At 72.4% G+C, this 25,014-nt stretch carries 23 protein-coding genes; 19 read left to right on the forward strand and 4 right to left on the reverse strand.

From position 1 onward, the window contains the following. Positions 1–95: 95 nt before the first annotated feature. Both ACZ4W5_RS28325 and ACZ4W5_RS28330 read right to left on the reverse strand, forming a co-directional pair. A complete protein-coding gene (locus ACZ4W5_RS28325; protein ID WP_402482563.1) occupies positions 96–734 on the reverse strand; it encodes a TIGR03085 family metal-binding protein in 639 nt (212 codons plus the stop codon). A gap of 34 nt (positions 735–768) precedes the next feature. Continuing rightward, entirely contained in the window at positions 769–1,347 is a 579-nt protein-coding gene (locus tag ACZ4W5_RS28330; protein ID WP_465657712.1) for a hypothetical protein, read from the reverse strand. Positions 1,348–1,480: 133 nt separating this feature from the next. Here ACZ4W5_RS28330 and hisI point away from each other — a divergent pair, with 133 nt between their 5' ends. The 19 genes from hisI to ACZ4W5_RS28425 all read left to right on the forward strand — a co-directional run bounded on the left by hisI (position 1,481) and on the right by ACZ4W5_RS28425 (position 22,481). Then, entirely contained in the window at positions 1,481–1,852 is a 372-nt protein-coding gene (gene hisI, locus ACZ4W5_RS28335) for a phosphoribosyl-AMP cyclohydrolase (protein ID WP_360245180.1), read from the forward strand. A gap of 48 nt (positions 1,853–1,900) precedes the next feature. After that, positions 1,901–3,421 carry an anthranilate synthase component I gene (locus tag ACZ4W5_RS28340; protein WP_465657713.1) on the forward strand — a complete coding sequence of 507 codons (1,521 nt, stop codon included), beginning with the start codon at positions 1,901–1,903 and terminating at the stop codon, positions 3,419–3,421. Positions 3,422–3,440: 19 nt separating this feature from the next. After that, the gene (locus ACZ4W5_RS28345; protein WP_360245174.1) at positions 3,441–3,932 is read left to right on the forward strand and encodes a Uma2 family endonuclease; all 492 of its coding nucleotides are present in this window, start codon (positions 3,441–3,443) and stop codon (positions 3,930–3,932) included. Beyond that, positions 3,929–4,534 (forward strand): TIGR02234 family membrane protein, encoded by a 606-nt coding sequence (locus tag ACZ4W5_RS28350; protein WP_360245171.1) that lies wholly within the window; start codon positions 3,929–3,931, stop codon positions 4,532–4,534. The genes ACZ4W5_RS28345 and ACZ4W5_RS28350 overlap by 4 nt, the downstream gene beginning before the upstream one ends. A gap of 164 nt (positions 4,535–4,698) precedes the next feature. Next, positions 4,699–4,974: an HGxxPAAW family protein gene (locus ACZ4W5_RS28355; protein ID WP_360245168.1), complete on the forward strand. Its 276-nt coding sequence runs from the start codon at positions 4,699–4,701 to the stop codon at positions 4,972–4,974. Positions 4,975–5,060: 86 nt separating this feature from the next. Then, complete coding sequence (locus ACZ4W5_RS28360; RefSeq protein ID WP_360245165.1) at positions 5,061–5,501, forward strand: DUF2752 domain-containing protein; 441 nt, start codon at positions 5,061–5,063, stop codon at positions 5,499–5,501. 277 nt (positions 5,502–5,778) lie between these two features. After that, positions 5,779–6,585, forward strand: a complete 807-nt coding sequence (gene trpC / locus ACZ4W5_RS28365; RefSeq protein WP_350510236.1) for an indole-3-glycerol phosphate synthase TrpC — start codon at positions 5,779–5,781, stop codon at positions 6,583–6,585. Positions 6,586–6,595: 10 nt separating this feature from the next. Beyond that, on the forward strand, positions 6,596–6,745 hold the full coding sequence (gene trpM / locus ACZ4W5_RS28370) for a tryptophan biosynthesis modulator TrpM (protein WP_402482583.1): 150 nt from the start codon (positions 6,596–6,598) through the stop codon (positions 6,743–6,745). 49 nt (positions 6,746–6,794) lie between these two features. Beyond that, positions 6,795–8,063 (forward strand): tryptophan synthase subunit beta, encoded by a 1,269-nt coding sequence (trpB, locus tag ACZ4W5_RS28375; RefSeq protein ID WP_360245162.1) that lies wholly within the window; start codon positions 6,795–6,797, stop codon positions 8,061–8,063. Positions 8,064–8,065: 2 nt separating this feature from the next. Further along, entirely contained in the window at positions 8,066–8,875 is an 810-nt protein-coding gene (gene trpA / locus ACZ4W5_RS28380) for a tryptophan synthase subunit alpha (RefSeq protein ID WP_465657715.1), read from the forward strand. Positions 8,876–9,084: 209 nt separating this feature from the next. Continuing rightward, entirely contained in the window at positions 9,085–9,330 is a 246-nt protein-coding gene (locus tag ACZ4W5_RS28385) for a hypothetical protein (RefSeq protein ID WP_360245156.1), read from the forward strand. Between the two features lie 129 nt (positions 9,331–9,459). Beyond that, positions 9,460–9,969, forward strand: a complete 510-nt coding sequence (locus ACZ4W5_RS28390; RefSeq protein ID WP_402482591.1) for a MauE/DoxX family redox-associated membrane protein — start codon at positions 9,460–9,462, stop codon at positions 9,967–9,969. A gap of 61 nt (positions 9,970–10,030) precedes the next feature. Continuing rightward, positions 10,031–10,894 (forward strand): DsbA family protein, encoded by an 864-nt coding sequence (locus tag ACZ4W5_RS28395; RefSeq protein ID WP_465657719.1) that lies wholly within the window; start codon positions 10,031–10,033, stop codon positions 10,892–10,894. Positions 10,895–11,012: 118 nt separating this feature from the next. Continuing rightward, positions 11,013–12,086 carry a prolipoprotein diacylglyceryl transferase gene (gene lgt, locus ACZ4W5_RS28400; RefSeq protein ID WP_465657720.1) on the forward strand — a complete coding sequence of 358 codons (1,074 nt, stop codon included), beginning with the start codon at positions 11,013–11,015 and terminating at the stop codon, positions 12,084–12,086. A gap of 153 nt (positions 12,087–12,239) precedes the next feature. Then, positions 12,240–12,962 (forward strand): VIT1/CCC1 transporter family protein, encoded by a 723-nt coding sequence (locus ACZ4W5_RS28405; RefSeq protein WP_360245240.1) that lies wholly within the window; start codon positions 12,240–12,242, stop codon positions 12,960–12,962. Between the two features lie 602 nt (positions 12,963–13,564). After that, a complete protein-coding gene (gltB, locus tag ACZ4W5_RS28410; RefSeq protein ID WP_465657739.1) occupies positions 13,565–18,178 on the forward strand; it encodes a glutamate synthase large subunit in 4,614 nt (1,537 codons plus the stop codon). Beyond that, on the forward strand, positions 18,171–19,631 hold the full coding sequence (locus tag ACZ4W5_RS28415; RefSeq protein WP_360234494.1) for a glutamate synthase subunit beta: 1,461 nt from the start codon (positions 18,171–18,173) through the stop codon (positions 19,629–19,631). The genes gltB and ACZ4W5_RS28415 overlap by 8 nt, the downstream gene beginning before the upstream one ends. Before the next feature lie 477 nt (positions 19,632–20,108). Then, a complete protein-coding gene (locus ACZ4W5_RS28420) occupies positions 20,109–20,975 on the forward strand; it encodes a helix-turn-helix domain-containing protein (RefSeq protein WP_465657722.1) in 867 nt (288 codons plus the stop codon). 48 nt (positions 20,976–21,023) lie between these two features. Beyond that, positions 21,024–22,481, forward strand: coding sequence for an aldehyde dehydrogenase family protein (locus tag ACZ4W5_RS28425; RefSeq protein WP_360234885.1), 1,458 nt, complete (start codon positions 21,024–21,026; stop codon positions 22,479–22,481). 8 nt (positions 22,482–22,489) lie between these two features. Here ACZ4W5_RS28425 and ACZ4W5_RS28430 read toward each other — a convergent pair whose 3' ends face one another. Together ACZ4W5_RS28430 and ACZ4W5_RS28435 are read right to left on the reverse strand one after the other, a co-directional pair. Continuing rightward, positions 22,490–23,050, reverse strand: coding sequence for a Uma2 family endonuclease (locus ACZ4W5_RS28430; protein ID WP_465657724.1), 561 nt, complete (start codon positions 23,048–23,050; stop codon positions 22,490–22,492). 74 nt (positions 23,051–23,124) lie between these two features. Continuing rightward, complete coding sequence (locus ACZ4W5_RS28435) at positions 23,125–24,960, reverse strand: bifunctional metallophosphatase/5'-nucleotidase (protein ID WP_360234503.1); 1,836 nt, start codon at positions 24,958–24,960, stop codon at positions 23,125–23,127. Positions 24,961–25,014 lie beyond the last annotated feature (54 nt).

Consider the following 25,014-nt stretch of genomic DNA (forward strand, 5'->3'; position numbering starts at 1 on the left):
CTCCCCCCCCCCCCCCCCCCCCCCCCCCCACTCCCCACCCCGCACCCCCCCCCCCCCCCCCCCCCCCCCCCCCCCCCCCCCCCCCCCCCGAGCCGTTACGGCAGGGGCAGGACGTGGCGGAGGGCCTCGACGGCGTCCTGGGGGCCGTCGACGGTGAGGGTGGTGCGGGCGCCGCGGCCGTAGGCGAAGAGGACGAGCTCGCCGGGGTCGCCGGTGAGCTGGACGGTGGGGGCGCCGGCGGGGCCGACGGTGAGGGACCGGCCGTCGGGGCGGGCCAGGGTGAGGCGGACGGGGGAGCGGCGGCCGGCTTCGAAGCGGGCGATCATCGGGAGCCGGCGCCAGAGGGCCTCGGCGCGACCCGGCGGGACGGGCTGGGCGGTCCAGTCCTCGCCGGCCCGGGCGACGTCCTCGGCGTGGACGAAGTACTCGACGGTGTTGGCCGCCTCGTCGGCGCCGGGGAGGGCGAAGAGGGAGTGGACGGGCGGGCCGGCGCGGAAGAGTCGGACCAGTTCCTCGTAGGGGCGTGACGCGTAGTCGTCCTGGATGCGCTTCGTCCGGCCGGCCAGGGCGGCGACCCGGATGCCGGCGGCGGCGTCGGGGCGGCGCTCGCGGATCACCAGGTGGGCGGCGAGGTCCCGGGTGGTCCACCCGGCGCAGAGGGTCGGCGCGTCCGGCCCTGCGGCGGTGAGGAGTTCGGCGAGGCGATGGCGTTCGGCGAGGGCGTGGTTCGACATGGTGGCAAGCCTAGGGCCCGTCCGAAGACAAGCCCTACGGCCGCAGCGGGGCGGTGAGTTTGGGGCCGCCCTGTTTGTTGCCGGCGGTGAGGGTGCAGGCGTAGTCGCGCCAGCCGTCCTTGTAGTTGGCGAGGGCCGGGCCGAACTGGCGGGGGTAGTAGGTGCGGCCGTCGCTCTGGTGGGACTTGGCGGTGGTCTCGGCGTCCTTGCAGCCGTCGCGCATGGCGAGGGCGATGGGGATCTCGCCGGTGAGGCCGTCGGGGAGCTTGGGGGTGGCGATGACCTCGCCGTCGTGGTCGCCGGTGCAGGGGCGTTGCTCGGCCTTGGTGATGACGGGGCTGAGCTGGGGGTGGTCGAAGCAGGTGCCGACCGGGAAGTAGGCGTACGGGGGTTGGGGCTTGCTGGGGGTCGGCGTCGGCGTCGGGGTGGGGGTGGGCGTCGGGGTGGCCGAGGGCGGGGGCGGGGCCGCGGCGGGCTTCGGGGCGTCCTCGGGCCAGAGCAGCACGGTGGCCACCACCGCGAGCAGTACGGCCAGGACGGCGGCGACGGTGATCACCAGGCTCCGGGGCGGACGGGTGGCGGCGGCTTCGGGCGGCTGCTGCTCGGAGGTCATGGCCCCGAGGATGGACCACCGGGGCCGCCCCCGACAGGCGGTTGGCGGAACTGCCCCCGAACGGGACGCCCGCGAACGGTTCGCCGCCCGGACGGAACGGTTCACCGCCCGGACGGGCTGACACAATGGCCCCATGTCCACCACACCCGCCGCCCCCGGCTCCACCGCTCTCGACCCCGCGATCGCCGCCCGCCTCAAGCGCACCGAGGACGGCCTGGTCCCGGCCGTCGCGCAGCAGTACGACACCGGCGAGGTGCTGATGCTGGGCTGGATGGACGACGAGGCGCTGCACCGCACGCTCACCACCGGCCGCTGCACGTACTGGAGCCGCAGCCGCAACGAGTACTGGGTGAAGGGCGACACCTCCGGTCACGTGCAGGCGGTCAAGTCGGTGGCACTGGACTGCGACGGCGACACCCTGCTGGTGAAGGTCGACCAGACCGGCGCGGCCTGCCACACCGGCGACCGGACCTGCTTCGACGCCGACGTCCTCCCGCTCGCCTGACCCACCCCGACCACAGCCGACTCCAGAACCCAGAAGGTGCCGCCCCGCATGGACCTCGAAGCCTTCCGCAAGCTCGCCGTCGACACCCGGGTCATCCCGGTCACCCGCAGGCTCCTCGCGGACGGCCTCACCCCGATCGGCCTGTACCGCAGCCTCGCCGAGGAGCGCCCCGGCACCTTCCTGCTGGAGTCCGCCGAACAGGGCAGCTGGTCGCGCTACTCCTTCGTGGGCGTGCGCAGCGCCGCCGCGCTGACCGCCGACGCGGACGGCGGCGCCCGCTGGCTGGGCACCCCGCCGGTGGGCATCCCGACCGGCGGCGACCCGCTGGAGGTGCTGCGGGCCGCCCTGGAGGCGCTGCACACCCCGCGGCGCGCCGACGACGGCCTGCCGCCGCTGACCGGCGGCCTGGTCGGCTACCTCGGGTACGACATCGTCCGCCGGCTGGAGAAGCTGCCGGACCTGAACCCGGACGATCTCAGGCTTCCCGAGCTGACCATGCTGCTGGCCACCGACCTCGCGGTGCTCGACCACTCCGACGGCACGGTGCTGCTGATCGCCAACGCCGTCAACCACAACGACCTGGCGAGCGGCGTGGACGAGGCGTACGCGGACGCGGTGGCGCGCCTGGACGCGATGGAGGCCGGCCTGTTGAAGCCGGTCGACCCGGGCCTGGCGACCTTCACCCCGGTCGGCCCGGGGGAGGTGCACTCGCCGTTCGGCGGGGCGCCGTTCCGGGCCGCGGTGGAGGAGGTCAAGGAGCGGATCCGGGCCGGCGAGGCCTTCCAGGTGGTGCCCTCGCAGCGCTTCGAGGCGCCCTGCCCGGCCTCCGCGCTGGACGTCTACCGGGTGCTGCGCACCACCAACCCGAGCCCGTACATGTACCTGTTCCGCTTCCCCGGCCCGGACGGCGGCGCGGAGGGCGGCTTCGACGTGGTCGGCTCCAGCCCGGAGGCGCTGGTCAAGGTCACCGAGGGGGAGGCGATGCTGCACCCGATCGCCGGCACCCGGCACCGCGGCGCGACCCCGCACGAGGACGCGGCGCTGGCCGCCGAGCTGCTGGCCGACCCCAAGGAGCGGGCCGAGCACCTGATGCTGGTCGACCTGGGCCGCAACGACCTGGGGCGGGTCTGCGAGCCGGGCAGCGTCGAGGTGGTCGACTTCATGCAGATCGAGCGCTACAGCCACGTGATGCACATCGTCTCGACGGTGACCGGCAAGGTCGCCCCCGGGCGCAGCGCCTTCGACGTGCTGACGGCCTGCTTCCCGGCGGGCACCCTGTCCGGCGCGCCCAAGCCGCGGGCGATGCGGATCATCGAGGAGCTGGAGCCCACTCGCCGCGGCCTGTACGGCGGCTGCGTCGGCTACCTGGACTTCGCCGGGGACTCGGACACCGCGATCGCGATCCGCACCGCGGTGCTGCGCGACGGCACCGCGTACGTGCAGGCGGGCGCGGGCGTGGTCGCCGACTCGGACCCGCACGGCGAGGACACCGAGTGCCGCAACAAGGCGGCCGCCGTGCTGCGGGCCGTCGCCACCGCCAATACGCTGCGGAGGCCGGAACTGTCCTGAGGCGCGAGGAGGCGGCCGGATGCCCGAGGTGCCGTACGACGAGCTGCGCTGGGCGGTCGTGTTCGGCGCGGCCGTCCAGATCCAGGGTGAACTCGGGGGCCGGGGACGGGTGTTGTCCCGCGTCCTGATCGACTTCCCGGCCGCGCACGGCCCGCTCGCCCCGGACCTGGCGGTGCTCGCCGCGGACGCCGTCCACAACGCCCGGGGCCGGTACGCGGCCGCCGCGGTCGAGGCGGTGCTGGAGGTGGCCCACCCGGGCCGCGACCACGCCTGGGCGCGGGCCTGCGCGGAGAGCGGCGTGCCGCTGTACGTGGTGGTCGACCCGGCGGCCGCCAGCTGCACTGTGCACACCGCGCCGTCCCCCGGCGGGGTGTACCGGGAGGCCGAGCGGGTGCCCTTCGGCAACGACCTGTTCCTGCCGCTGGGCGGGCGCACGGTGGTGCTGCGGACGGACGAGTTCCCCACCCCGGGTACGGCGCGGGGCGTGGCCCGGGGGACACTGGACGGGTGACCGCCGCAGACCAGACCCCCGCCCCCGCCGCTCCCGCCCCGCCCCGGGCCGGCCGCCGCACGCTCGGCGTGATGCTGCTGCTGACCGTGCTGAGCGCCGTGCTGGTGCTGACCGCGGCCGGGCGGACCTGGGCCGAGGGCCGGGCCGGCACCCTGGACGTGTCCGTCACCGGCGGCAAGATCTCCGAACTGCCCGGCGGGCTGGCCCTGGTGGGCCTGGCCGCGGCCGTCGCGGTGTTCGCGGTGCGCGGGGCGGGCCGGCTCGCGGTCGGCGCGCTGACCCTGCTGGCCGGGCTCGGCGCGGCCGCCGCCTCGGTGGCCGGAGCCTCGGACACCGCCGCACTGGACAGCGCCGCCTCCGGCAAGCTGGCGCTGGCCGGCTCCACCGCCACCGAGGTGGCGCACACCGGCTGGCCCTGGGTCGCGCTGGCCGGCGGACTGCTGCTCGCCGTGGCCGGGCTGATCACCCTGCGCTACGGCCGCGGCTGGCCGGCCATGGGCAGCCGCTACGAGGCGCCGACCCGCAAGGCCCCGGCGAAGGCCGACACCCCCGGTGACCTGTGGAAGGCCCTGGACCGCGGCGAGGACCCGACCGCGGTCTGAGCACCGGAGGCCCCGGGCGCCGGTGTGACGCCGGCGCCGGTGTGACGCGATAGACGGGCCACCCGCTTTGGGGGGCCGATGTGTGGCCCGGCACAATGGGAACCGTCAACCCGCCGGCGGCCCCGCAGGCCCGGCCGGGCCCCGAGAGCCTAGGAGCACCATCGATGGCAGCAGCAGCACACGGCCACAACCCCGCCGCCTGGACCGGCGTCGTCATCTCCTTCGTCGGCTTCGGCATCGCGGGCGTCGCGATGATCCTGCCGTCGCCGCTGCTCGTCTGGGCCGGTCTGGCGGTCGTCCTGGTGGGCGGCATCGTCGGCAAGGCCATGTCGATGGCCGGCATGGGCAAGCAGCCCAGCACCAACGTCTACAAGTCGGTCGAGGAGCAGCACGCCGCCCGCCGGGCGGCCGTCGAGGCCCGCGAGGCCGTCGCCGCCTGACCTGCGGATATTCGCACAACCGAACGGCGGGCGCGCCACGCCCGCCGTTTCGTTCTGTCCGGGCCCGGCGCGGGCACAATCGGGGCGTGAACGCCGCCCCCACCGCCTCCGCCCCGCCGCCCGTACTGCGCCGGATGGGCCCGCCGCTGGCCGCCCTGGCGGCGGTGGCCGTTCCCGCCGGGTACGTCGCGGCGGTGGACCCGAACGCCCCGGGGCACTACCCCGACTGCCCCTTCCTGACCGCCACCGGCTGGTGGTGCCCCGGCTGCGGGGGCCTGCGCTGCGTCCACGCGCTGGCCCACGGGGACCTCACCGGCGCGCTGCACGACAACGCGGTGGCCGTCCTGCTGTTCGCGGTGCTGGCGCTGCTCTGGCTGCGCTGGGCCTGGGCGGCGCTGACCGGCGGGCCGCCGGTGCGGGTGTCGGTGGGCGGCCGGCGCTGGGCGCTGATCGGCCTGCTGGTGCTGGTGTTCGCGGTGGTGCGGAACCTGCCGGTGGGGGCGGGGCTGGCGCCGCCGGTGGTCTGAGCCGGGCCCGCCGGGCCGCTGCCGACCCGAGGCCGTCCTGCTGCCGCCCTGGCCCGGCCACGGCCTGCGGCCCGATCAAGGCCTCCGGCCCGGCCACGGCCGGTGGAGAGCCGGTGAAGCCGCAGTTGAGAGCCGTACCGGGAGCGTCCCGTTCCGCGAGACGCGGGACGGGCGGATGCGCTGAGCGCACCCGGGTGCCGATACCATCGAAGGGCCGACGGGCCCCCGCCCGTCCGGCTCGCGCTGGCGAACCAGCAGAAATGATGGGGGCTCCTGAGTGAGTGTGCTCGACTCGATCATCGAAGGGGTCCGCGAGGACCTCGCCGAGCGGCAGGCCCGGGTCTCCCTGGACGAGCTCAAGGCGCTCGCGGCCAAGGCTCCGGAGGCCAAGGACGGCGTCGCCGCCCTCAAGGGCGACGGGATCCGGGTGATCTGCGAGGTCAAGCGCTCCAGCCCGTCCAAGGGCGCGCTGGCCTCGATCGCCGACCCGGCGGCCCTGGCCCGCGACTACGCGGCCGGCGGTGCCGCCGCGATCAGCGTGCTGACCGAGCAGCGCCGCTTCGGCGGGTCGCTCGCCGACCTGGACGCCGTCCGCGCCGCAGTGGACACCCCGCTGCTGCGCAAGGACTTCATCGTCACCGCCTACCAGCTGTGGGAGGCCCGCGCCCACGGCGCCGACCTCGCGCTGCTGATCGTCGCCGCCCTCGACCAGCCGGCCCTGGTGTCGCTGATCGAGCGCGCCGAGTCGATCGGCCTCACCCCGCTGGTCGAGGTGCACGACGAGGAGGAGATCAAGCGCGCGGTGGACGCCGGGGCGCGGATCATCGGCGTCAACGCCCGCAACCTGAAGACCCTCGAAGTGGACCGCAACACCTTCGAGAACGTCGCCCACGCCATTCCGGACGGCATCGTCAAGATCGCCGAGTCCGGTGTGCGCGGCCCGCTGGACGTGATCAACTACGCCAACCTGGGCGCCGACGCGGTGCTGGTCGGCGAGTCCCTGGTGACCGGCAAGGACCCGCGGGCCGCGGTCGCCGACCTGGTCGCGGCCGGCGCCCACCCCGCCGTCCGGCACAAGGACTGACACCGCCCCGATGAAGATCGCCACCCGACTCGCCCCCGGCTGCCGCCCGCGCGGCTGCCGCGCGCCCGCACGCCGGGTGCTGGGGCGCCGGGTGCGGTACGTGATCGGGTGCGAGCCGGGTCAGGTGCCCGGACGGCGATGGCGCGTGACGCCCGGCTGAACCAGCCGATCAGACGTCACCGTCATCCATCTCCGTCAAGGGAAACCACATGTCCGAGAAGGACTACCTGCCCGGCGCCCAGGTGCCGGACGCCCGCGGCTACTTCGGCGCGTACGGCGGCCGCTTCATCCCCGAGGCGCTGGTCGCCGCGGTCGAGCAGGTCGCCGAGGAGTACGAGAAGGCCAAGACCGACCCGGCCTTCACCGCCGAGCTGGACGGGCTGCTCAAGGACTACACCGGGCGCCCGAGCCCGCTGACCGACGTGCACCGCTTCTCCGCCGAGGCGGGCGGCGCCCGGATCCTGCTCAAGCGCGAGGACCTCAACCACACCGGCTCGCACAAGATCAACAACGTGCTGGGCCAGGCCCTGCTCACCAAGCGGATGGGCAAGACCCGGATCATCGCCGAGACCGGCGCCGGCCAGCACGGGGTGGCCACCGCCACCGCCTGCGCCCTGTTCGGCTTCGACTGCACCATCTACATGGGCGAGGTCGACACCGAGCGCCAGGCGCTCAACGTCGCCCGGATGCGGATGCTCGGGGCCGAGGTCGTCGCCGTCAAGTCCGGCTCGCGGACGCTCAAGGACGCCATCAACGAGGCCTTCCGCGACTGGGTCGCCAACGTCGACTCCACCCACTACCTGTTCGGGACGGTCGCCGGGCCGCACCCCTTCCCGATGATGGTCCGCGACTTCCACCGGGTCATCGGCGTCGAGGCGCGGCAGCAGGTGCTCGACCGGACCGGGCGGCTGCCCGACGCCGTCGTGGCCTGCGTCGGCGGCGGCTCCAACGCGATGGGCATCTTCCACGAGTTCATCCCGGACGCCGGGGTGCGGCTGATCGGCTGCGAGGCGGCCGGCGAGGGCGCCGACACCCCCCGGCACGCGGCCACCCTGACCAAGGGCGACCCCGGCGTGCTGCACGGCTCCCGGACGTACGTCCTCCAGGACGAGGACGGGCAGACCATCGAGTCGCACTCCATCTCGGCCGGGCTGGACTACCCCGGCGTCGGGCCGGAGCACGCCTGGCTCAAGGACACCGGGCGGGCCGAGTACCGGCCGGTCACGGACGACGCGGCGATGCAGGCGCTGCGGCTGCTCTCCCGCACCGAGGGGATCATCCCGGCCATCGAGAGCGCCCACGCGCTCGCCGGCGCGCTGGAGCTGGGCCGCGAGCTCGGACCGGAGGCGACCATCCTGGTCTCGCTCTCCGGGCGCGGCGACAAGGACATGCACACCGCGGCCCAGTACTTCGGGCTCTACGACTCGCCGGCCGGCTCCGGCGACGCGGCCGGCGGCGCGGCCGAGGGGGGTAAGTGATCATGGCTTCGAAGCTGAGCACCGTACTGGCGGCGGCCAGGGCCGAGGACCGGGCCGCGCTGATCGGCTACCTCCCGGCCGGGTTCCCCACGGTCGACGGCGGGATCCGGGCGGTCGGCGCACTGATCGAGGGCGGCTGCGACGTCGTCGAGATCGGTCTGCCGCACTCCGACCCGGTCCTGGACGGGGCCGTGATCCAGACCGCGGACGACATCGCGCTGCGGGGCGGGGTGCGGATCAAGGACGTGCTGCGCACCGTCCAGGAGGTGTCCGCCGCCCACCCCGGGACGGCGGTGCTGGTGATGACCTACTGGAACCCGGTCGACCGGTACGGGGTGGCGCGCTTCGCGGCCGACCTGGCCGCCGCGGGCGGGGCCGGGTGCATCCTGCCGGACCTGCCGGTGGAGGAGTCCGAGGAGTGGCGCAAGGCGGCGGACGAGCACGGGCTGGACACCGTGTTCGTGGTCGCGCCGAGCAGCAAGGACGCGCGGCTGGCGGAGGTCACGGCGGCCGGGAGCGGCTTCGTCTACGCGGCCGCCGTCATGGGCGTGACCGGGACGCGGTCGGCGGTGGGCTCGCTGGCGGAGGACCTGGTCGCCCGGACCCGGGCCACCACCGACCTGCCGGTCTGCGTCGGGCTCGGCGTCTCCGACGCCGAGCAGGCGGCGGAGGTCGCCCGGTTCGCGGACGGCGTCATCGTCGGGTCCGCGTTCGTGAAGCGGATTCTGGCGGCCGGTGCGGACGAGGCCGCCGGCCTGGCCGCGGTCCGCGCGCTGGCCGGGGAACTGGCGGCGGGCGTGCGCAGGCGCTGACCCGCGGCAGCAGTCGTCGGCCGACGGCCCGTTCCCCCTCCGGGGGGAGCGGGCCGTCGGCTTTTCCGGGGGCGTCAGCGGTGCGGCGGCCCCGAACGGGTGAAGAGCGGGGGCGACACGCATCAGGCGGGGTTGACCGGCGTTGAGTGGAGGGACGAGTGCACGAACCACGTGTACGGGGGCGGCCGGGCGAGCGAAGGGGTGAGCGGGTGGCTGGGCTTCATCGGGCCGTGCTGCTGCGGGCGGCGGCGGCCGCGCTGGCTCTGGGGGCCGCGGTCGGCGCGCACACCGAGGTGGGGCAGGCCCTGGCCAAGCGGGGGGCGGAGCGGGCCGAGCGGGAGGCGGTGGCCTGTGCGGAGGCGGCGCGGTGGGACGCGGCGGAGCGGGTCGCGCGGGGACACCACGAGGGGCGGCCGGAGCTGTTCGACCCGGGGCGGATGCAGGGGTGCCGGTGACGTAGGGGTGTTCGAGGGGAATCGGACGGAACGTCACTCGTCCGGCTTAATTCGTGAATCCGGAGGAACCGGCCTTCATCCCTTACGGTTCGTCAGGAAGTGAACGAGTTTCCCGAGGGGGGTTCCCTGATGGCGGGGCCGGCTGTGCAGTCCGGCGGCTCCGCGCCCGCGCCGCGGCGGGCGCCGGTCCGGAGCGAGTGGATCGGCACGGCTGCCCGGCTCGGCCTGGCCGTGGTCTGGGGGTGGGCCGGGCTGGCGAAGATCGCCGACCCGGCGGAGGCGGCCCAGGCGGTACGGGCGTACGAGATCCTGCCCGAGGGCCTGGTCAAGCCGATCGGCTACGGGCTGCCCTTCCTGGAGCTGGCGCTCGCCCTGCTGCTGGTGGTCGGCCTCGGGGTCCGGCTGGTCGCCGGGGTGTCGGCGCTGCTGCTGCTCGCCTTCATCGCCGGGATCGCCTCGGCCTGGGCGCGCGGGATCTCCATCGACTGCGGCTGCTTCGGCGGCGGAGGGCACGTCGACGCCTCGCAGACCGAGTACCTGCAGGAGATCCTCCGCGACACCGGCTTCCTGCTGCTGGCCGCCTTCCTGCTGTGGCGGCCCCGCACCCGGCTCTCGGCCGACGGCTGGCTGGCGAGCTGACCCGTCCGGCCATTCCCATCCCCGCACCCGACGAAGGCCCCAGACCGTGGATGTCAAGGCAATGAGTGAGAAGAACCGAGAAGGCAAGCGCACCGCCCGTGAGCGGATGCTGGAGCAGCGGGCGGCCGAGGAGGCCGGCTCGCGGCGCAGGAAGAAGCTGATCGTCGGCGGAGCGGTGCTCGTGGTGATCGCCGCCGCGGTGGTCACCGGCGTACTGGTGCAGAACCAGCGCTCCAAGCCGGAGACCCCGACCGCCGCCCCGGCCGGGACGATCGGCGACAAGAACCTGGTCATCCCGGTCGGCGCCAGCAACGCGCCGTCGGTGCTCACCGTGTACGAGGACCCGCGCTGCCCGGCCTGCGGGATCTTCGAGCGCGAGTTCTCGGCCACCATCGACCAGCTCGAGGACGCCGGGAAGATCTACACCAACACCCACGTGGTGTCGTTCATCGACCGCGCGGTGCCGGGCAAGGGCTCGAAGAACGGGGCCAACGCGCTGGCCTGCGCCCAGGACGCCGGGCACTTCCGGGACTACCACGACGTGCTGTACCGCAACCAGCCGGACGAGACCAACGACGCCTTCGGGAACAAGGCCGTGCTGCTCAACCTGGCGAAGCAGGTGGCGGGGCTGGACACGCTGGAGTTCCAGGCCTGCGTCAACGACAACAAGTACGGCGGATGGGTGTCGGCGGTGCAGCAGGACTTCGACAAGTCCAGCTACAAGTCCACCCCGACGGTGCTGCTCAACGGCCAGCCGATCTACCCGAAGAACGGCAACGAGGAGATCACCCCGGCGAACCTGGCGAAGTGGGTGGACGCCGCCAACCAGGGCAAGCAGCTGGGTACGGCGGGCTCGAACGGTCAGACCCCGGCGCCCACCGCCGCCGCCTCGGAGGCCAACAACCCCTCGCCGTCGGCCGGCTGAGCGCACCCGGCCCGCCGCCCCCTTCCGTCCGGGAGGGGGCGGCGGCATTCGTCGTTCGGTTTCTGTGACCCCGGGGGTGTCGGATGGGGACGCCGGACCCTGTAGCGTCGGAACCGCCATGGATATCGCCTACATTCCCAGCCCGTCGCGGGGCGTCCTGTACCTCGGACCGATCCCGCTGCGCGCCTACGCCTTCTGCATCATCCTCGGGGTCGTCGCGGCCGTCTGGCTCGGCAGCAAGCGCTGGGTCGCCCGGGGCGGTGCCAAGCACACCGTCGGTGACATCGCCGTGTGGGCCGTGCCCTTCGGCCTCGTCGGCGGCCGGCTGTACCACGTGATCACGGACCACCAGCTCTACTTCGGCGAGGGGAAGAACCCCTGGAACGCCTTCAAGATCTGGGAGGGCGGCCTCGGCATCTGGGGCGCGGTCGCGCTCGGCGCGGTCGGCGCCTGGATCGGCTGCCGCCGCCGGGGCGTGCCGCTGCCCGCCTACGCCGACGCCATCGCGCCGGGCATCGCGCTCGCGCAGGCGATGGGCCGCTGGGGCAACTACTTCAACCAGGAGCTGTACGGGCGGGCCACCACGCTGCCGTGGGGCCTGGAGATCCACAAGACGCTGCCCGACGGCGAGGTCGTGAACGGGGTCTTCCACCCGACCTTCCTGTACGAGTCGATCTGGGACGTGGCCGTCGCGCTGCTGGTGATCTGGGCGGACCGGCGCTGGCGGCTGGGCCACGGCCGGGCCTTCGCGCTGTACGTCGCCGCGTACACGGTGGGCCGGTTCTGGACCGAGTGGCTGCGGATCGACGAGGCGCACGTCTACTTCGGCCTGCGGCTGAACGACTGGACCTCGATCGTGGTGTTCATCGGCGCCGTCGTGTACTTCGTGGTCGTCGGGAAGAAGCGGCCCGGCCGGGAGGACCCGGCGAGCATCGACCCGGCGGCGCACGCCGAGGCCGGCGAGGCCGAGGAGAAGGACACGGCTGAGGAGAAGGACGCGGCGCAGGAGAAGGACGCGGCGCGGAAGAAGGCGGACGCGGCGGCGGTTCCGAAGCCGAGCGAGACGGTGGACGGGGACAAGCCGTCTCGACTGCTGGACGAAGAGGCGGCGGCCGAACCGGCCGACGAGGGCGCCGAGAAGGCCGGCAAGGACGCCGACAAGGCCGGCAAGGACGCCAAGAACCCGATCTGACCAGGGACTTCCCCGCAACTGAGGCCACCCTTGCGAAGGGTGGCCTCAGTGCTGTTCGGACAGCCTTACTTTGCTGGAAATGCGCAGGTCAACGGGGCTACGGTCGGGGCGACGAACGAAAGACGGAGGGGAAGAACCGTGACTGCGAGCACCCTGGAAGCCGAGCCCGCCCAGCACCCGCGGATACCCGCGGCCGACCACCACCGGGACGTCAACGGCGGTTGGCTGCGGCCCGCGGTGTTCGGGGCGGTGGACGGCCTGGTGTCGAACTTCGCGCTGATGACCGGCGTGGTCGGCGGCGCGGCCTCCAACGGCACGGTGATCCTCACCGGGCTGGCGGGCCTGGCGGCCGGTGCCTGCTCGATGGCGGCGGGGGAGTACACCTCGGTGGCCTCCCAGCGGGAGCTGGTGCAGGCCGAGATCGAGGCCGAGCGGCTGGAGCTGAGCCGCAACCCGCACGGTGAGCTGGCCGAGCTGGCGCAGGTGTACGTCTCGCGCGGGGTGGACCCGGAGCTCGCCCACGAGGTGGCCCGGCAGCTGTCCCGGGATCCGGAGCTGGCGCTGGAGGTGCACGCCCGGGAGGAGCTGGGGATCGACCCCAACGACCTGCCCTCGCCGCTGGTCGCGGCCGGCTCGTCCTTCCTGTGCTTCGCGCTGGGCGCGCTGCTGCCGCTGCTGCCGTACCTGCTGGGGGCGACCACGCTGCTGCCGGCGATGGTCCTGGCGGGGCTGGGGCTGTTCCTGTGCGGCGCGGTGGTGGCCCGGGTGACGGCGCGCAGCTGGTGGTTCAGCGGGCTGCGGCAGCTGGTGCTGGGCGGGGCCGCGGCCGGGGTGACGTACCTGCTGGGGTGGCTGATCGGCGGGCACGTCGGCTAGGGCGTGTCTTGTGGATCAGGCCAGGCCCGCGACGCCAGGGCACGCACCTCGCCGCGTTGTCGTCGGTCGCCGATGCTCCGCATGGACTCCCTCCTCCGCCTTGCGATGCACGCACCCTGACGCCGCGGTCTGGTCCGACCTGATCCACAAGACACGCCCTGGGGCCGACGCTGCGGTGCACGGCAACAGCGCTGCATGACTATGCCGGGCAACGGGTGACGTTTCACACATGGACGTCGCCCGTTGCCCGGCATCGTCTCATCATCCGGGCCTCCGAGCCGCGGAATCGCATCCGGGAGCCAGGGTCCCGGGATGGATTCCCAGGCGTTCATGATCGGCTTGTGTGGCGATCCGGTTTCGCCCCTGTTTCAGGCCGGGGACGGCCGGGCACAATCGTCGGGACGTGCACTGTGGCACGTCCTCTTCTCCGGCCCCCTGACCTGCGCGTCCGTCCGCCATGTGGACGGGATATTCCGCTTCTCGGGATCCTGGGCATCATGTAACTTGCACGACATCGATTCACCGCATCAGGGCCAACGTCGTCCCTACTTGCACCAACTTGCCGAAAGACGACGACGGGAGAGCCGATGCTGTCTGCATCCATGCACTCCGCCAACGAGCCCCAGGCCGGCGCCGACCGCCGGCCGTACGCGCTCGTGCCGGATGCGCGACCTGCTGCTCAGGGCCTGTACGACCCGCGGAACGAGCACGACGCCTGCGGCGTCGGTTTCGTCGCCACGCTGACCGGCATCGCCGACCACACCATCGTCGAGCAGGCGCTGAACGTCCTGCGCAACCTGGAGCACCGCGGCGCCACCGGCGCCGAGCCGGACTCCGGTGACGGCGCGGGCATCCTGACCCAGGTCCCGGACGCGTTCCTGCGCGGCAAGGTCGACTTCGAGCTCCCGGCCGCCGGCTCCTACGCGGTGGGCATCGCCTTCCTCCCGGACGAGGACGAGGCCGCCGGTGCCGCCGTCGCGCAGATCGAGGCCATCGCGGCCGAGGAGGACCTGACCGTCCTCGGCTGGCGCGACGTGCCGGTCACCCCCGACCTGCTCGGCGCCACCGCACGCAGCGTGATGCCGCGCTTCCGGCAGCTCTTCCTCGCGTCCGCGCCGGTCGGACAGGACCCGGCCCAGCAGGGCCGGTCGGGGATCGAGCTGGACCGGGTCGCCTTCGTGGTCCGCAAGCGGGCCGAGCGCGAGGCCGGGGTGTACTTCCCGTCGCTGTCCGCCCGCACCATCGTCTACAAGGGCATGCTGACCACCGGCCAGCTGGAGCCCTTCTTCCCCGACCTGTCGGACCGCACCTACGCGTCCGCCATCGGCCTGGTGCACTCGCGGTTCTCCACCAACACCTTCCCGAGCTGGCCGCTCGCCCACCCGTACCGCTTCGTCGCGCACAACGGCGAGATCAACACGGTGAAGGGCAACCGCAACTGGATGCGGGCCCGGGAGTCGCAGCTCGCGACCGACCTGATTCCAGGGGACCTGTCGCGGATCTTCCCGATCTGCACGCCCGACCACTCGGACTCCGCGTCCTTCGACGAGGTCCTGGAACTGCTGCACCTCGGCGGCCGCTCGCTGCCGCACTCGGTGCTGATGATGATCCCGGAGGCGTGGGAGAACCACGCCACCATGGAGCCGGCCCGCCGCGCCTTCTACCAGTACCACTCCAACCTGATGGAGCCCTGGGACGGCCCGGCCTGCGTCACCTTCACCGACGGCACCCAGATCGGCGCCGTGCTCGACCGCAACGGCCTGCGCCCCGCCCGCTACTGGATCACCGAGGACGGCCTGGTCGTCCTCTCCTCCGAGGTCGGCGTGCTCGACATCGACCAGGAGAAGGTCACCAGGAAGGGCCGCCTCCAGCCCGGCCGGATGTTCCTGGTGGACACCGTCGAGGGCCGGATCGTCGAGGACGAGGAGCTCAAGTCCGCCCTCGCCGCCGAGCACCCCTACGAGGAGTGGGTCGGCGCCGGGCAGATCCAGCTCGCCAAGCTGCCCGAGCGCGAGCACATCGCCCACACCCACGCCTCCGTCACCCGCCGCCAGCAGACCTTCGGCTACACCGAGGAGGAGCTGCGCGTCATCCTGGCGCCGATGGCCAGGACCGGCGCCGAGGCGCTCGGCTCGATGGGCACCGACTCGCCGATCGCCGCGCTGAGCGAGAAGCCGCGGCTGCTGTTCGACTACTTCGTCCAGCTCTTCGCGCAGGTCACCAACCCGCCGCTGGACGCCATCCGCGAGGAGCTCGTCACCTCGCTGCTGTCCAACCTCGGCCCCGAGGGCAACCTGCTGGCCGCCGAGTCCGCTTCCTGCCGCTCCGTCGGCATCACCTTCCCGGTGATCGACAACGACGAGCTGGCCAAGCTGGTCCACATCAACGCCGACGGCGACCAGCCCGGCCTCAAGGCCGTCACGCTGTCCGGCCTGTACAAGGTCGCCAGCGGGGGAGCGGGCCTGGCCGCCCGGCTCGCGGAGATCGCCGCCGAGGCCGACGCCGCGATCGCCGACGGCGCCCGGATCATCGTGCTCTCCGACCGGCACTCCGACGCCGAGCACGCCCCGATCCCCTCGCTGCTGCTCACCTCCGCGATCCACCACCACCTGATCCGCACCAAGCAGCGCACCCAGGTGTCACTGCTGGTCGAGGCCGGTGACGTGCGCGAGGTGCACCACGTCGCGCTGCTGATCGGCTACGGCGCCGGGGCCGTCAACCCCTACCTGGCGATGGAGTCGGTCGAGGACCTGGTCGCGCAGGGCGTCTTCATCCAGGGCGTCGAGGCCGAGAAGGCGATCAAGAACCTGATCAAGGCGCTCGGCAAGGGCGTGCTCAAGGTGATGTCCAAGATGGGCATCTCCACCGTCGCCTCCTACCGTGGCGCCCAGGTCTTCGAGGCCATCGGCCTCTCCCAGGGCCTGGTCGACGACTACTTCGCCGGCACCACCACCAAGCTCGGCGGGATCGGCCTGGAGGAGATCGCCAAGGAGACCGCCGCCCGGCACGCCAAGGCGTACCCGGCCTCCGGCATCCCGGCCGCGCACCGCGCGCTGGACATCGGCGGCGAGTACCAGTGGCGCCGCGAGGGCGAGCCCCACCTGTTCGACCCGGACACCGTCTTCCGCCTCCAGCACTCCACCCGCAACCGCCGGTACGACATCTTCAAGCAGTACACGGACCGGGTGAACGAGCAGTCCGAGCGGCTGATGACGCTGCGCGGCCTGTTCCAGCTGGACGGCCTCGGCCGGGAGCCGATCCCGGTGGAGGAGGTCGAGCCGGTCTCCGAGATCGTCAAGCGCTTCTCCACCGGCGCGATGTCCTACGGCTCGATCTCGCTGGAGGCCCACGAGACCCTCGCCATCGCGATGAACCGCCTCGGCGGCAAGTCCAACACCGGCGAGGGCGGCGAGGACCCGGACCGCCTGTACGACCCCGAGCGCCGCTCGGCGATCAAGCAGGTCGCCTCCGGCCGCTTCGGCGTCACCTCCGAGTACCTGGTCAACGCCGACGACATCCAGATCAAGATGGCCCAGGGCGCCAAGCCCGGCGAGGGCGGCCAGCTGCCCGGCCACAAGGTCTACCCGTGGGTCGCCAGGACCCGGCACTCCACCCCGGGCGTCGGCCTGATCTCCCCGCCGCCGCACCACGACATCTACTCGATCGAGGACCTGGCCCAGCTGATCCACGACCTCAAGAACGCCAACCCGGCGGCCCGCATCCACGTGAAGCTGGTCTCCGAGGTCGGCGTCGGGACGGTCGCGGCCGGCGTCTCCAAGGCGCACGCCGACGTGGTGCTGGTCTCCGGACACGACGGCGGCACCGGCGCCTCGCCGCTCACCTCGCTCAAGCACGCCGGCGGCCCCTGGGAGCTCGGCCTCGCCGAGACCCAGCAGACCCTGCTGCTCAACGGGCTGCGCGACCGCATCGTCGTCCAGACCGACGGCCAGTTGAAGACCGGCCGCGACGTGGTCATCGCCGCGCTGCTCGGCGCCGAGGAGTTCGGCTTCGCCACCGCCCCGCTGGTCGTCTCCGGCTGCATCATGATGCGCGTCTGCCACCTGGACACCTGCCCGGTCGGCGTCGCCACCCAGAACCCGGTGCTGCGCGAGCGCTTCTCCGGCAAGCCCGAATTCGTGGTCAACTTCTTCGAGTTCATCGCCGAGGAGGTCCGGGAGATCCTGGCCTCGCTGGGCTTCCGCTCGATCGAGGAGGCCGTCGGCCGCGCCGAGCACATCAACGCCCAGGCTGCCGTGGACCACTGGAAGGCCGCCGGGCTCGACCTGGCCCCGCTCTTCCACGTGCCCGAGCTGCCCGAGGGCGCCGCCCGGCACCGCACCACCGAGCAGGACCACGCGCTCGACAAGGCCCTGGACAACCAGCTGATCACCCTGGCCGAGGACGCCCTGGAACGCGGCGAGTCGGTGCGGATCCAGCTGCCGATCCGCAACGTCAACCGCACCGTCGGCACCATGCTCGGCCACGAGGTGACCAAGCGGTACCGCGGCGAGGGCCTGCCGGAGGGGACCATCGACGTCACCTTCACCGGCTCCGCCGGACAGTCCTTCGGCGCCTTCGTGCCGAAGGGGATCACCCTGCGGCTGGAGGGCGACGCCAACGACTACGTGGGCAAGGGCCTCTCCGGCGGCGTGCTCGTCGTCCGCCCGGCCCGTGAGGCCGCGGCCATCGGCAACGACGCCCAGAACCACGTCATCGCCGGGAACACCATCGGCTACGGCGCCACCTCCGGCCGGATCCACCTGCGCGGCAAGGCCGGTGAGCGCTTCGCCGTCCGCAACTCCGGCGCCACCCTCGTCGTCGAGGGCGTCGGCGACCACGGCCTGGAGTACATGACCGGCGGCCGGGTCGTCATCCTCGGCGAGACCGGGCGCAACCTCGCGGCGGGCATGTCCGGCGGCGTCGCGTACGTCCTGGACCTGCGCCCCGCCAACGTCAACGACGGCATGGTGGGCATCGAGGCCCCGACCGCCGCCGACCGCGACTGGCTGCGCGAGATCGTGCAGCAGCACTACGAGGAGACCGGCTCCACCGTCGCCGCCGAGCTCCTGGCCGACTGGGGCAGCGGGGTCTCCCGCTTCTCCAAGATCATGCCGACCGACTACAAGGCAGTGCTCGCCGCCAAGGACGCCGCCGAGCGCGACGGTCTCTCCGAGACCGAGACCACTCGCAAGATGATGGAGGCGGCACATGGCTGACCCCAAGGGCTTCCTGACCACGCCCAAGCAGCTGGCGGAGCGCCGCCCGGTCGACGTGCGGATCAAGGACTGGAACGAGGTCTACGTCGAGCGCAGCCTCCTGCCGATCATCACCAAGCAGGCCGGCCGCTGCATGGACTGCGGCATCCCGTTCTGCCACAACGGCTGCCCGCTCGGGAACCTCATCCCCGAGTGGAACGACCTCGCCTACCGCGACGACTTCACCGGCGCCATCGAGCGCCTGCACGCCACCAACAACTTCCCGGAGTTCACCGGGCGGCTGTGCCCGGCGCCCTGCGAGTCGGCGTGCGTGCTCGGCATCAACCAGGACGCGGTGACCATCAAGAACGTCGAGGTCACCATCATCGACAAGGCCTGGGACCGCGGCGGGGTCACCCCGCAGATCCCGGAGCGGCTCTCCGGCAAGACCGTCGCCGTCGTCGGCTCCGGCCCGGCCGGCCTGGCCGCCGCCCAGCAGCTCACCCGGGCCGGGCACACCGTGGTGGTGTACGAGCGCGCCGACCGGATCGGCGGACTGCTGCGCTACGGCATCCCCGAGTTCAAGATGGAGAAGCGCCACATCAACCGCCGCATCGAGCAGATGCGGGCCGAGGGCACCCGGTTCCGCACCGGCGTGCACGTCGGCGAGGACATCACCGGCCAGCAGCTGCGCGAGCGCTTCGACGCCGTGGTGATCGCCGCCGGCGCCACCACCGCCCGCGACCTGCCGGTGCCCGGACGCGAGCTCAAGGGCGTCCACCAGGCGATGGAGTACCTGCCGCTGGCCAACAAGGTCCAGGAGGGCGACCTCGTCGACTCCCCGATCAGCGCCAAGGGCAAGCACGTGGTCGTCATCGGCGGCGGCGACACCGGCGCCGACTGCGTCGGCACCGCCCACCGCCAGGGCGCCCTCTCCGTCACCCAGCTGGAGATCATGCCGCGCCCCGGCGAGGAGCGGCCCGGCCACCAGCCCTGGCCCACCATGCCGATGACCTACAAGGTCACCTCCGCGCACGAGGAGGGCGGCGAGCGGATCTACTCCGTCAACACCACCCACTTCACCGGCGACGAGGACGGCAACGTCCAGGAACTGCACTTGGTCGAGGTCGAGTTCAAGGACGGCCGGTTCGAGCCCGTCCCCGGCACCGAGCGGGCCCTCCCGGCCCAGCTGGTCACCCTGGCCATGGGCTTCACCGGGACGGACGTGAAGAACGGCCTGGTCGAGCAGCTCGGCCTCGACCTCGACACACGCGGTAACATTGCCCGCGACGGCCGGTTCGCCACCAATGTCGATGGCGTGTACGTCTGCGGAGACGCCGGCCGTGGCCAGTCACTGATCGTCTGGGCCATCGCGGAAGGCCGTTCGGCCGCCGCCGCGGTGGACAAGCACCTGGGCGGCAAGACCCCGCTTCCCGCCCCGATCCGGCCCACCGACCGCCCCCTGGTGGTCTGAGGGCCGACGGTCCGACCGGCCCACCCCGAACCCCCGGCGCCGCATCGCCGGGAGCTCAACCCGCTGCCCCCGCCAGCGTCGCCGGGCCAACGCGGTCTCCTGGCGCCTGCCCTCTTCCCCGACCAGTTGGAGGGCGGGCGCCGTCGCGTTCGCTCCCGGGTTCCCTCTCGGGTTTCCTTTCGCGTTCCCGAACGCGTTCCCCTTCGCGTTCCCGGGGCTTCCCGTCGCGTTCCCTTCCGCGTTCCCAGGCGCCTCTCACCCGCGCCCCGCCAGGGCTCTCACCCGCCCCTTACCAGGGGCTCCCACCTGCGCTCCCACCTGCGCGTCCGTCCGTGCACCGAGGGTCGCCTCACAGCTTTCTCCCAGGCTTCGCACCGCGACCGGAATGCGACCCGGCACGGGCTGTTGCTCGTCAGTGCCAGGTGGCAGACTGCGGCCGACGGCCGGGGGGCTGCACGAGTGCGGAGGTTGACTTCGATGGGCACGACTCAGGCAGGCGGAGGCGCCACCGTACGGCGCCTGCTGCTCGGCAGCCAGCTGCGCAAGCTCCGCGAGGCCAGAGGCGTCAGCCGCGAGGAGGCCGGGTACTCGATCCGCGCCTCCGAGTCCAAGATCAGCCGGATGGAACTCGGCCGGGTCGGCTTCAAGGAACGCGACGTCGCCGACCTCCTCACCCTCTACGGCGTCGACGCCGAACAGGAACGGGCCAACGTCCTCGGCCTCGTCCGGGAGGCCAACGCCACCTCCTGGTGGCACGACTACGGCGACGTGCTGCCCGCCTGGTTCCAGAACTACCTCGGCCTGGAGGAGGCCGCCGCCGAGATCCGCAGCTACGAGGTCCAGTTCGTGCACGGGCTGCTGCAGACCGCCGACTACGCCCGCGCCGTCATCCACGCCGGCTGCCACGGCCTCCGCGACGACGAGGTCGAACGCCGGGTCGAGGTGCGGCGCAAGCGCCAGGACCTGCTCACCGCCGACCACCCGCCGCACCTGCACGCCGTCCTCGACGAGGCCGCGCTGCGCCGCCCCTGGGGCGGGCCCGAGCTGATGCGCGGCCAGCTCGACACCCTCCTCCAGCTCTCCGAACTGCCCAACGTGCGCCTCCAGGTGCGCCCGCTCGGCGGCGCCGCGCTGAGCGCCGAGAGCGGTGCGTTCAGCGTGCTGGGCTTCGCCGAGGCCGAACTCGCCGACGTCGTCTACCTGGAGCAGTTCACCACCGCCCTCTACGTGGACAAGCCCGCCGAGGTCGCCTCGTACCGGCAGGCGATGGACGGGCTGCTCGCCGAGAGCCTCGGACCCGAACGGACCCGCGATCTTCTGCTCTCCGTACGCCAAGAGCTCTGACACATCAGTACGATGAGCTCCCATCAGGTCGGGCACGAGAGGGAACAGATGTCGTACTTCTCCGAGTTGGCGCTGCAGTACATCGACGGCGAATGGTGCAGCGGCAGCGGCTCCTGGGACATCGTCGACGTCGACCCCTACACCGGGGACAAGCTGGCCACCATCACCGTGGCCACCGTCGCCGAGGTCGACCGGGCCTACCGCGCCGCCGAGCGCGCCCAGCGCTCCTGGGCCGCCACCAACCCCTACCAGCGCCGCCTGGTCTTCGAGCGGGCGCTGCGGCTGCTGGAGGAGCGCGAGGGCGAGATCGTCCGGGCCGTGATGGCCGAACTCGGCGGCACCGCGCTCAAGGCCGGCTTCGAACTCTCCCTGGTGAAGGACGTGCTGCGGGAGTGCCTGCACCTGTCGGTGGCCACCGAGGGCCGGCTGCTGCCCTCCCCCGCCCCCGGCAAGGAGAACCGCCTCTACCGGCTGCCGGTCGGCGTGGTCGGCGTGATCAGCCCGTTCAACTTCCCGCTGTTCCTCGCCCTCAAGGCGATCGGCCCGGCGCTCGCGCTCGGCAACGGCGTGGTGCTCAAGCCGCACCAGGAGACCCCGATCGTCGGCGGCAGCCTGATCGCCAAGCTCTTCGAGGACGCGGGCCTGCCGCCCGGCCTGCTGAACGTCGTCATCACCGACATCGCGGAGATCGGCGACAGCTTCCTGGAGCACCCGGTGCCCAAGGTGATCTCCTTCACCGGCTCCGACCAGATCGGCCGGCACGTCGCCACCGTCGCCGCCGCCCACTTCAAGCGGTCGGTACTGGAACTCGGCGGCAACAGCGCGCTGATCGTCCTGGACGACGCCGACGTCGACTACGCCGTGGACGCGGCCGTGTTCAGCCGCTTCGTCCACCAGGGCCAGGTCTGCATGGCCGCCAACCGGGTGCTGGTGGACCGGCGGGTGCTCGCCGAGTTCACCGAGAAGTTCGTCGCCAAGGTCGCCTCGCTGACCGTCGGCGACCCCCGGGACCCGGCCACCCACATCGGCCCGCTGATCAACTCCGTCCAGGCCGACGCCATCAACGCCCAGGTCGACCAGGCCGTCGCCGGCGGCGCCACCGCCCTGCTCCGCGGGGCCACGGCCGGCAGCCTGATGGCGCCCACCGTGCTCACCGACCTGGCCGAGGACGCGCCCATCCTGCAGCGCGAACTCTTCGGCCCGGTCGTCCTGCTGGTGCCCTTCGACGGCGAGGAGGAGGCCGTCCGGCTGGCCAACCACACGCCCTTCGGGCTCAGCGGCGCGGTGCACACCGCGGACGTCGAGCGCGGTGTGCGGGTCGCCCAGCGGATCGAGACCGGCATGATCCACGTCAACGGCGGGACCATCGCGGACGAGCCCGGGGTGCCGTTCGGCGGGGAGAAGAACTCCGGCGTCGGGCGCCTCAACGGGGAGTACACGGTGGACGCCTTCACCACGGTGAAGTGGATCTCGGTGCAGCACGGCCGGGCGCCGTTCCCGTTCTAGACGGCGGCTCAGGCGGGGTAGCGGACCAGGCCGTCGGTGGCGAGCTTGAAGTCGAAGGGCGCCGGGATCGGCACGCGGTCCCCGAACTTGCCGTGCCAGCACTGGTGGTAGCCGCCGTCGGAGGGGTCCGAGTAGAGGGTGATGTCGCCCTCGCGCGGGTCGATCAGGAGGTAGAGCGGGATGCCCATCAGCGGATAGTCGCGGACCTTGCCGACCAGGTCGTTCTCAGGGTTCGACGGGGAGACGATCTCGACCGCGATGGCGGCCTGCTCGGCGGGGGTCGGGTTGCCGGCCGACTCCAGAGGGATGTAGGTGAGGTCGGGGTTGCGCAGCTTTCCCACGTTGGGGGAGGCGAGGTCCGTGTTCTCGCTCGGCATCATGTCGGCCGGCTCGTGCGCCTCGAACTGCCTGCGGACCAGCAGGAGGTTGCGCTGATGGATCGCGGACGGGCCGGCCATCATGATGATCTCGTCGCCGGAGATCTCGATCTTCCATCCGGCCGGGGGCGTCAGGCTCTGCGCGTACTCGAGCAGCCGGGCGTGGCGGTCGGGAATCTGGAACTCGCTCATGGCTCCATTCTTCCAGCGGGAACGGCATGAAGGCCGTCTGCGCGGGGGCAGACGGCCTTCATGGAAAGCTGTGACTAGAACACCGGCTGGCCGGCGCGGACGAGGCGCCAGGAGTTGGTGAAGAAGTCGGCGGGGTCGATGACGCCCTTGGCCTTGACCCAGGCGATCATGGTGTTGCGGATCTCGTCGGAGTTCGTCCAGACCACCTTGGCGGTGGCGACGTGCGGGAAGTTGCCGCCGCCGTTGGCGCGGTAGTTGTTGACCGCGAACACGAACTGGGCGTTCGGGTCGATCGGCTTGCCCTGGAAGCTGAGGTTGACGATCCGCTGGCCCTTGGGCTGGGCGATGTCGATGTCGTAGCTCAGGCCGTAGACCGAGTCGTAGTTGTAGTCCGGGGTGGTCTCGGCGCCGGTCATGGCGTCCTTGTCGACCGGGGCGCCCGGGGCGAGCTGGTAGTAGTACTTCGCCGAGAACTCCAGGTAGTCCTTGAGCTGGGCGCCCGTCAGGATGCGGGCCTCCAGGGTGTTCTCGTAGATGTACAGGCCGGCCGCGTCGCGCAGCTTGACCTGGCCGGAGGGGATCAGCGCGGTGCGGTTGAACGGGGCGGCCTGGGCCAGGACCGGGAGGTTGGCGTACTGCCCGCCCGCCAGCGCGGTCTTGACGGCGTCGGCCTGGACCTTGCCGATCAGGTCGATGATCGGGGTGGCCTTGAACCGGGCCTCGGCGATCGACAGCTCGATCTTGCTGGTGCCGATGTTCTGGTTGACGTACGCGACGACCTTCTTGTGCTGGCCGACGATGGCGTTGCTGATCTCCGGGTTCTCCGGCACGGTGTTGGAGTTCAGCACCCGGGAGGAGACCGAGGCGACCTTCCAGTGGCCGTCGACGAACTCGACCTCGAAGTCGAAGCAGCTCAGGCGCTGGCCCCAGCACAGCGGCTCGGAGAGCACGACCGTCCTGCCGGTCTTCTTGTTGACGATGAGGCGCTGCGCGACCTCCTTGTGGGTGTGGCCCACCAGCACCGCGTCGATGTCCGGGACGGTCTCGGCCATCTCGCCGGAGGCGTCCTCGGGCCAGGGCAGCTGGTCGCCGTAGGTGGTCGGCTCGTCGATGCCGGAGTGGGCGGAGACCACGATGACGTCCGCGCCCGCGGCCTTCATCCGGGGCACGTACTTGGCGGCGGTCTCGACGATGCCCGGGAAGACCATCTGCCCGGCCACGTTGGCCTTGTCCCAGATCGCGATGCCGGGGTTGGTGAGGCCGAGGATGCCGACCTTGATCGGGGTGTCCTCGTCCAGCCACACCTCCTTGATCACGTACGGCTTGAAGGCCGGCTTCTCGTTCTTCGCGTGCAGGGCGTTGGCGCCCAGCAGCGGGAACTCCAGCTGGTCCTCGAAGGCCTTCACGGTGGGGATGCCGTAGTTGAACTCGTGGTTGCCGAGCGCGGCGGCGTCGTAGCCCATGAGGTTCATGGCGACGGCCATCGGGTGGTCCGGCACGTTGTCGCCGTCGGTGGCGATCGGCTCGACCCGGGCGTAGTAGTAGCTCAGCTGGGTGCCCTGGATGATGTCACCGGAGTCGATGAGCAGGCAGCGGTCCCAGCCCTTCTCCTCGCGGACCTGGTTGGCCAGGGTGGAGATCTTGGCGAGGCCGACCGCGTTGTGGGCCTTGTCGACGTACTCGGCGTCGGTGAAGTAGTCCCAGTTGAGGACCCGGCCGTGCAGGTCGGTGGTGCCCATGACGGTGAAGGCCTGGCGGCGGGGCGGCTTCTTCTTGCCCTTGGCGGCCGCCGTGCCCGGCTCGGCGGCCACGGCGGCGGGGGCGGCGGCGACGAGGGCTCCGCCGGTCAGGGCGGCGCCGGCGGCGGTGGCGGCGGACCGGGTGACGAAGTCACGGCGGTTCAGCGACATGGACGACTCTCCCGAGTGGGAACGACGGCGGATGGGCCGTCAACTTGTGTGCGA

This window comes from Kitasatospora sp. NPDC029367 (genome assembly GCF_055569135.1).